Annotated in this window: 7 protein-coding genes; 6 read left to right on the top strand and 1 reads right to left on the bottom strand. The window is 61.4% G+C overall.

Annotation, left to right across the window (positions count from 1 at the left end; genetic code table 11):
- Positions 1-146: 146 nt before the first annotated feature.
- A complete protein-coding gene (locus tag Y708_RS0117560; protein WP_028280939.1) occupies positions 147-1,760 on the top strand; it encodes an HNH endonuclease signature motif containing protein in 1,614 nt (537 codons plus the stop codon).
- A 124-nt stretch (positions 1,761-1,884) separates the two neighbouring features.
- Here Y708_RS0117560 and Y708_RS0117555 read toward each other — a convergent pair whose 3' ends face one another.
- Positions 1,885-2,142 carry a mycoredoxin gene (locus tag Y708_RS0117555; RefSeq protein ID WP_028280938.1) on the bottom strand — a complete coding sequence of 86 codons (258 nt, stop codon included), beginning with the start codon at positions 2,140-2,142 and terminating at the stop codon, positions 1,885-1,887.
- A 167-nt stretch (positions 2,143-2,309) separates the two neighbouring features.
- On the opposite strand from Y708_RS0117555, the gene Y708_RS0117550 reads away from it, so the two are divergent.
- The 5 genes from Y708_RS0117550 to pdxS all read left to right on the top strand — a co-directional run.
- The gene (locus Y708_RS0117550) at positions 2,310-2,636 is read left to right on the top strand and encodes a chorismate mutase (protein ID WP_035776739.1); all 327 of its coding nucleotides are present in this window, start codon (positions 2,310-2,312) and stop codon (positions 2,634-2,636) included.
- A gap of 144 nt (positions 2,637-2,780) precedes the next feature.
- Positions 2,781-4,796 (top strand): threonine--tRNA ligase, encoded by a 2,016-nt coding sequence (gene thrS / locus Y708_RS0117545; protein WP_028280936.1) that lies wholly within the window; start codon positions 2,781-2,783, stop codon positions 4,794-4,796.
- 5 nt (positions 4,797-4,801) lie between these two features.
- Positions 4,802-5,401: an HIT family protein gene (locus Y708_RS0117540; RefSeq protein ID WP_028280935.1), complete on the top strand. Its 600-nt coding sequence runs from the start codon at positions 4,802-4,804 to the stop codon at positions 5,399-5,401.
- 3 nt (positions 5,402-5,404) lie between these two features.
- Positions 5,405-6,040 carry a phosphatidylinositol phosphate synthase gene (gene pgsA / locus Y708_RS0117535; RefSeq protein ID WP_028280934.1) on the top strand — a complete coding sequence of 212 codons (636 nt, stop codon included), beginning with the start codon at positions 5,405-5,407 and terminating at the stop codon, positions 6,038-6,040.
- 102 nt (positions 6,041-6,142) lie between these two features.
- The coding region (gene pdxS, locus Y708_RS25995; RefSeq protein ID WP_035776738.1) for a pyridoxal 5'-phosphate synthase lyase subunit PdxS at positions 6,143-7,039 on the top strand (897 nt) is incomplete at its 3' end.

The following is a 7,039-nucleotide window of genomic DNA, read 5'->3' as shown; positions in this document are numbered from 1 at the left end:
TGCCATCGCCCGGTGGTCGACCGAAGCCGCTTGCGGCTGCGTGGAGACCCGGTACCGACGCGATCCCCCGAGTGTCGGCTGTGGGCACAACGTGTTCGAATGTGAGGTCGGGTAATAATGTCGGTGGCGGGTGATGGACTGTAGGTATGGTTCAGCAGCTAGTGGAGGAGACGGCCGGCAATGACGGCGGCATCGGCAACGGCACCGGCGGCGGTGAGGTCGGCGCGCGGATCGGCGGCGGCACGGGGGTAGGGATCGATGACGGCGCCCGGCGTGCGCGGTGTGAATGTCCGCCATCTGCTTTTTGCAATGGTCTGTTCTGTCCCGGGCCGCGTGCGTATGAAAACGGGTTCACCCTGGACTCCACGGTGGATGATGAGGAACGTGACCGCGTGGAGGCAGCGGGTCCGGAGTCGTTGGTGCGGATGCTGGGCAACCGGAATCCCTGGCTGCTGGGGTTGCCTGATGCTTTGGATCTCCTGCGGGCTGCCGACCGGTTGGCGTCTTGGGTGGCTGCCCGGCAGGCAGCTTTGATGGCACAGGTGTTTCATCAAGTGGATGGGCATGAGGCATCCCGGACCGGTGAATCGCGGCCGCCGCTGAGCTTTATGTTGGCTGCCGAGGAGATTGCGCCCCTGTTGAGAGTGCCCAGCGGCACGGCGCATCGTCTGCTGGGGGAAGGGCTCCGGCTGAGCGAGGAGCTGCCCGCAGTATGGGATGCGCTCGATGCGGGTGAACTCAGCGCAGTACAGGCCCAGGTAATTGTCGAGCAGTCCGGCACCCTGCCCGCGGAGGCACTTCCTGTTTTTGAGGAGCAGGTCCTTCGGACGGCCGCCGGGCTGACCCGGCCCAAACTCGGCGCACGATGCCGGCGTTTGCGGGAGGAGTTGCACCCGGAGTCGATTACAGCCCGCAAAAAGAAGGCAGTCCGGGACCGGGGCGTCACCGTTGAGGCCAGCCAGGACGGGATGGCATGGCTGAATGCCTACCTGCCGGCGGAACAGGCTCTCGGGATCTACAACCGGGTCGATGCCGCCGCGCGTGCCCTGCAGAGTCCGGAGGAAGTCCGCACGCTGTCCCAACTGCGTGCGGACGTGTTCACAGATGTCCTCACCCACACCTGTACCGGAGATCCGAAACAAGGCACCGGCCACCGCGGCGTCGGCGCAAGGGTTTTTGTCACTGTCCCGGCCATGACCCTGCTCGGCAGACACGCCGCGGGCTGCACCGGCGGTGGAAATCGAGTCGATCGGGCTCGAGGCCGCCCTGATTCGGCCGGTTTGAGGGATTTGTGCGAGTGCGTGGGGATCGATGGGGTTTCTGCTGTGGAGCGCTGTGCGCCCGGGCTGCTTGAGGGTTATGGTCCAATCGATCCGGACACCGCCCGCAAGTTGGCCGGCCACGCGCCGTCATTCGCAAGGATCCTCACGCATCCGGAAACCGGTGTGGTGCTCGGACTGGGCAGGGACAGATACCGGCCGCCCAAGCCGTTGCAGGACTTGGTGAGGATCGTTAATCCCACCTGTATCCATCCCGGCTGCAACAGGTCTTCGCAGGTCTGCGAAATCGATCACACCACACCTTGGGCCGCGGGAGGCTGCACGGATCTCTGTAACCTCAGGCCGAGGTGCAAACTGCATCACATGCTCAAAACGGAAGGTTTTTGGGGTGATGCACAGCCTGAATCAGGGATCGTCCAGATGACCTCACTGGCAGGGAGAACCTACACCACCTTCCCCGAACCGCCCCCGCCCTTTTAAGTGAAGGCCCCGTGGGGTCGGGTGGTTGCTAAGTCGCGCCCAGTGAAGGGCCGGTGGGATGTGATGCCGGTGGGTCGGGTGGTTGCTAAGTCGCGCCAAGTGCTCCGGCGGCGGGGGAGCTTTGCTACGCGGCGATGCGCGATTTCACCTCTGAGGCCGATGGATTGGTCGCGGAAGTGCCGTCTGGAAAGAGCACAGTCGGTACCGTCTGGTTGCCACCATTGAGTGATGCGACCAGTTCAGCGGTGCCTTCGACCTCTTCGATGTTGATTTCCTGGTAGCCGATGCCTTGGGCATCCAACTGTGACTTCAGCCTGCGGCAGTAACCGCACCACGTTGTGGAGAACATGGTGATGGTTCCGGCTTCGGGGGTGTAGTCCACGGTGCTCCTTGAATGTAGATGCGCGAAGCCGCTGTAGCTTCATCACCTCTTCCAACGAGATGTCCTGGCGATCAATTCCCCGAACCGGCAGCAAGTCCGGCGCCAAAGCAACCAAAACGCTGAGTAACCCATTTAGTCCGTCTTTTGTTTGTCGGTAGTCTCTATGAATGCCGAGCCAAGACAAAAACACCGCCAAAGACATCGCCGCCCGGGCCAATGCGGAGCAGCTCGCAGCGGTTCGTATTGCCATCAACGAGGTTGACGAGCACATGGTGGGACTGATTTCCCGCCGCGAACGACTCGTGCGCAGGGCCGGTGCCTTGAAGCAGGATGAAGCCTCTGTCCGGGCACCCGCACGCGTGGAGCAGGTGATCGCCAACGTGCGGAGTTACGCCGACCAGCAGGGAGTGGATCCCACTGTCGTGGAGGAAACCTATCGTGCAATGATTGCTGCCTTTATCGACTACGAGCTCAAGGTGCGCCGGGGCGCCTGATCCACGAGGGCTGAGCTGTTGGTCGCGCACTGAGGCAACGGATACCATCAAAGAGGCCAACACCCGGCGTTTTGCCGGATCGGTGCCATCGTCCGCCGGTACGGTATTCCAACCAGACCCGACCCCCTAGTACAAGGAGACCCTGTGTCAGCGCCCCCAGTCATCACCCTCATCGTCAACGGCGAAGAGCAGCGGGTGACTACAGGCACCACCGGCGCGGACCTGTTCACAGGCCAGCGTGACGTCGTCGTGATGCGCGTAAACGGTGAGCTGAAGGACTTGGACCAACCGGTCGAGGACGGCGCGCAGGTTGACGGCGTCACGATCGGCTCACCTGCCGGACTGGAAGTCCTCAGACACTCTGCCGCGCACGTGATGGCGCAGGCCGTTCAGCAGCTTCGGCCGGACGCGAAGCTGGGCATCGGGCCCTACATTACCGACGGCTTCTACTTTGACTTCGACGTCGAAGAACCGTTCACCCCTGATGACTTGAAGCAGCTCGAGAAGATGATGCTCAAGATCGTCAACGCGAATCAGCTCTTTGTCCGCCGCGTGGCCACGGAAGATGAAGCCCGTGAAGCGATGGCAGAGGAACCGTACAAGCTGGAGCTGATCGGCCTGAAAGGCGGCTCCGGCGACATCACGGACGACGACGGCGCATCGGTCGAGGTGGGTGCCGGCGAACTGACCATCTACGACAACATCGACCGGAAAACCGGCGACGTCGTATGGAAAGATCTGTGCCGTGGACCGCACCTGCCCAATACCAAGCTCATCTCGAACGCATACTCGCTGACGCGGTCTGCGGCAGCGTATTGGCGGGGCAGCGAAAAGAACAAGCAGTTGCAGCGCATCTACGGAACGGCGTGGCCAACCAAGGATGAGCTGAAGGCCTACCAGGAACGCATGGCAGAGGCAGAGCGCCGCGACCACCGTCGGCTTGGCACGGAACTGGACCTCTTTTCCTTTCCGGATGAGCTTGGCTCCGGCCTGCCGGTGTTTCATCCCAAAGGCGGAATCATCCGAAAGGCAATGGAGGACTACTCGCGTCAGCGGCATGTCGACGCCGGCTACGAGTTTGTTTACACGCCCCACATCACCAAGGGCCACCTGTATGAGCTATCGGGCCATTTGGACTGGTACAGGGACGGCATGTTCCCCCCGATGCACATCGACGCCGAACTGGGTGAGGACGGAACTGTCCGGAAGCCGGGCCAGGACTACTACCTGAAGCCAATGAACTGCCCAATGCACAACCTGATCTTCGCCTCGCGGGGGCGCTCTTACCGCGAACTTCCATTGCGCATGTTCGAGTTCGGCGCGGTCTACCGGTACGAAAAGTCGGGTGTGGTTCACGGGCTGACCCGCGTGCGTGGAATGACGCAGGATGATGCCCACATCTACTGCACCCGCGGGCAAATGAAGGATGAGCTCACCGAAACGCTCAACTTCGTCCTGGGTCTGCTCAAGGATTACGGGCTCGATGACTTCTATCTCGAGCTCTCCACCAAGAACGAAGAGAAGTTTGTCGGTGCCGACGAAATCTGGGACGAAGCGACCCGCACCCTTGCCGAGGTCGCCGAAGAGTCCGGCCTGGAATTGGTGCCAGACCCGGGTGGAGCAGCGTTCTACGGTCCTAAAATTTCCGTTCAGGCGCGCGACGCCATCGGCCGGACCTGGCAGATGTCCACCATTCAGTTGGACTTCAACCTGCCGGAACGGTTTGAGCTTGAATATCAGGCAGCGGACGGCACACGTCAGCGTCCCGTGATGATCCATCGTGCCCTCTTCGGTTCGGTCGAGCGCTTCATGGGTGTCCTGACAGAGCACTACGCCGGAGCGTTCCCTGCCTGGCTGGCGCCTGTGCAGGTGCTGGCAATCCCGGTTGCAGAAGCGTTTAACGACTACATGTTCGATGTGGTTGACAAGCTCAAGGCCGAGGGCATCCGCGCACAGGTGGATGTTGGCTCCGACCGGTTCCCGAAAAAAATCCGCACGGCCAGCAAGGAAAAGGTTCCGTTTGTCCTGATCGCAGGCGGCGACGATCAGGAGGCGGGCGCCGTCTCCTTCCGTTTTCGGGATGGCAGCCAGGACAACGGTGTTCCCATTGACGAGGCGGTCAAGCGGATTGTCGAGTCCGTGCGCAGCAGGGAAAAGTAGCTCTCATGGACGGCGACGACGCCGGTCATCCATCAGACGCGGACGTAACGGACAGCTTTGGGCTTGCCGGGGTTCCCGATGCCTTCCAGCGCTTGTGGACGCCGCACCGCTTGGCGTACATCAAGGGTGGACAGGAACAGTTCAGCACGGAAGAAGAATGCCCCTTCTGTGTAGCACCTGCGCGGACTGACGAAGAGTCGCTCATAGTCTGGCGGGGCAAAACCGCCTACGTTGTGCTCAATCTTTTTCCCTACAATCCCGGACACCTGCTTGTATGCCCTTACCGCCATGTCGCTGATTACACCGACATCACCCCGGACGAAACCCGGGAGATAGCCGAGCTGACCCAAACCGCGATGCGTTCACTACGTGCCGTCGCCCGCCCAACAGGGTTCAACCTGGGAATGAATCAGGGCGCCACGGGCGGTGCAGGGATTGCGGCTCATCTTCATCACCATGTTGTTCCCCGCTGGGGTGGGGACGGCAACTTCTTCCCCATCATCGCGCAGACGAAAGCCATCACTCAGACGCTTGACGAGGTTCGTTTGCAGCTCAGCGCTGCGTGGACGGATGCGGCACCTGCCGCGCGGGAAGGGGAGACCTAGGAAATGCTGAACAAGTATGCACGCAGTTTCTTCACTTCCCTCTTCACACCTTTGGCCACCCTGTTACTCAAATGGAAGGTGTCTCCGGATGCCGTGACAGTAGTGGGAACCCTTGGGGTGGTGATTGGCGCACTTGTGTTCTACCCGCTGGGGGAGCTGTTCTGGGGAACGGTGTTCATCACACTGTTTGTCTTCTCGGATGTGGTGGACGGCATCATGGCGCGGATCCGCGGACGCAGCGGAGCCTGGGGTAACTTCCTCGACTCAACCCTGGACAGAGTGGCGGATGGAGCGCTCTTCGCCGGGGTTGCCATTTGGTACTTCGGTGCCGGAAACAACGCGGCAATTGCCGTCTCAGCGGTTGCATGCCTGGTCCTGGGGATGGTTGTCTCCTACGCCCGCGCCAAAGCGGAATCGTTGGGCTTCACAGCCAATGTGGGTATCGCCGAGCGGGCTGAACGACTTGTATCTGTGCTGGTGGTCACCGGACTGACCGGACTCGGACTGCCCGAGTTTGTCCTGTTGGCTGTGCTGGTTCTACTTGCTCTGGCCAGCCTGGTCACGGTAATCCAACGGGTGGGGACTGTTCGTCAGCAAGCGCTCACTTCCGACGACGGATATCAGAAACCGCCGCTGTAGAAATGCCCCTGCCCGGCCGGGCCGCGTCATGCACCGGCACTGAGGACCAGCAGTCAGGCGTATCATGAGTTGTTATCTTTTCTCTACCCCGAAGGGCAAACTGTGTCCACTGTTGATGAAACTTCGACCACGTCTGAGACCGGCAGCAACCGGGTCAAGCGCGGTATGGCTGAAATGCTCAAAGGCGGCGTCATCATGGACGTTGTTACTGCTGAGCAGGCCCGCATCGCCGAAGATGCCGGCGCGGTCGCGGTGATGGCCCTTGAACGCGTACCTGCGGACATCCGCGCACAGGGCGGCGTTTCGCGTATGAGCGACCCCGACATGATCGACAGCATTGTCGAGGCCGTGTCCATTCCAGTCATGGCAAAGGCCCGTATTGGCCACTTTGTGGAAGCCCAGGTGTTGCAGTCACTGGGCGTGGACTACATCGACGAGTCCGAGGTGCTGACCCCGGCGGACTTCACCAACCACATCGATAAGTGGAAGTTCACCGTTCCGTTTGTTTGCGGCGCAACCAACCTGGGGGAGGCGCTGCGCCGACTGAGCGAGGGCGCCGCGATGATCCGTTCCAAGGGCGAGGCCGGCACCGGAGATGTTTCCAATGCCACCATGCACATGCGCAAGATCCGCTCGGAGATTTCCCGGCTGTCATCCATGGCCGAGGACGAGCTGTATGTGGCGGCCAAAGAACTGCAGGCGCCCTACGACCTGGTCAAGGAAGTTGCCCGGGCCGGAAAGCTTCCGGTTGTTCTCTTCACCGCCGGCGGAATCGCTACCCCTGCAGACGCCGCAATGATGATGCAGCTCGGCGCAGACGGCGTCTTTGTGGGCTCTGGCATCTTCAAGTCAGGTAATCCGGCTGAGCGGGCTGCGGCGATCGTCAAGGCAACCACCTTCCACGACGACCCCGACATGATCGCAAAGGTCTCCCGTGGACTCGGTGAGGCAATGGTCGGCATCAACGTTGACGAACTGCCCGAGCCGCACCGGCTCGCC

This window comes from Arthrobacter sp. H5 (assembly GCF_000520595.1).
Classification (GTDB): domain Bacteria; phylum Actinomycetota; class Actinomycetes; order Actinomycetales; family Micrococcaceae; genus Arthrobacter_D.
The sequence above is the reverse complement of the archived record's forward strand: the minus strand, read 5'-3'. Positions and strand labels throughout refer to the sequence as shown.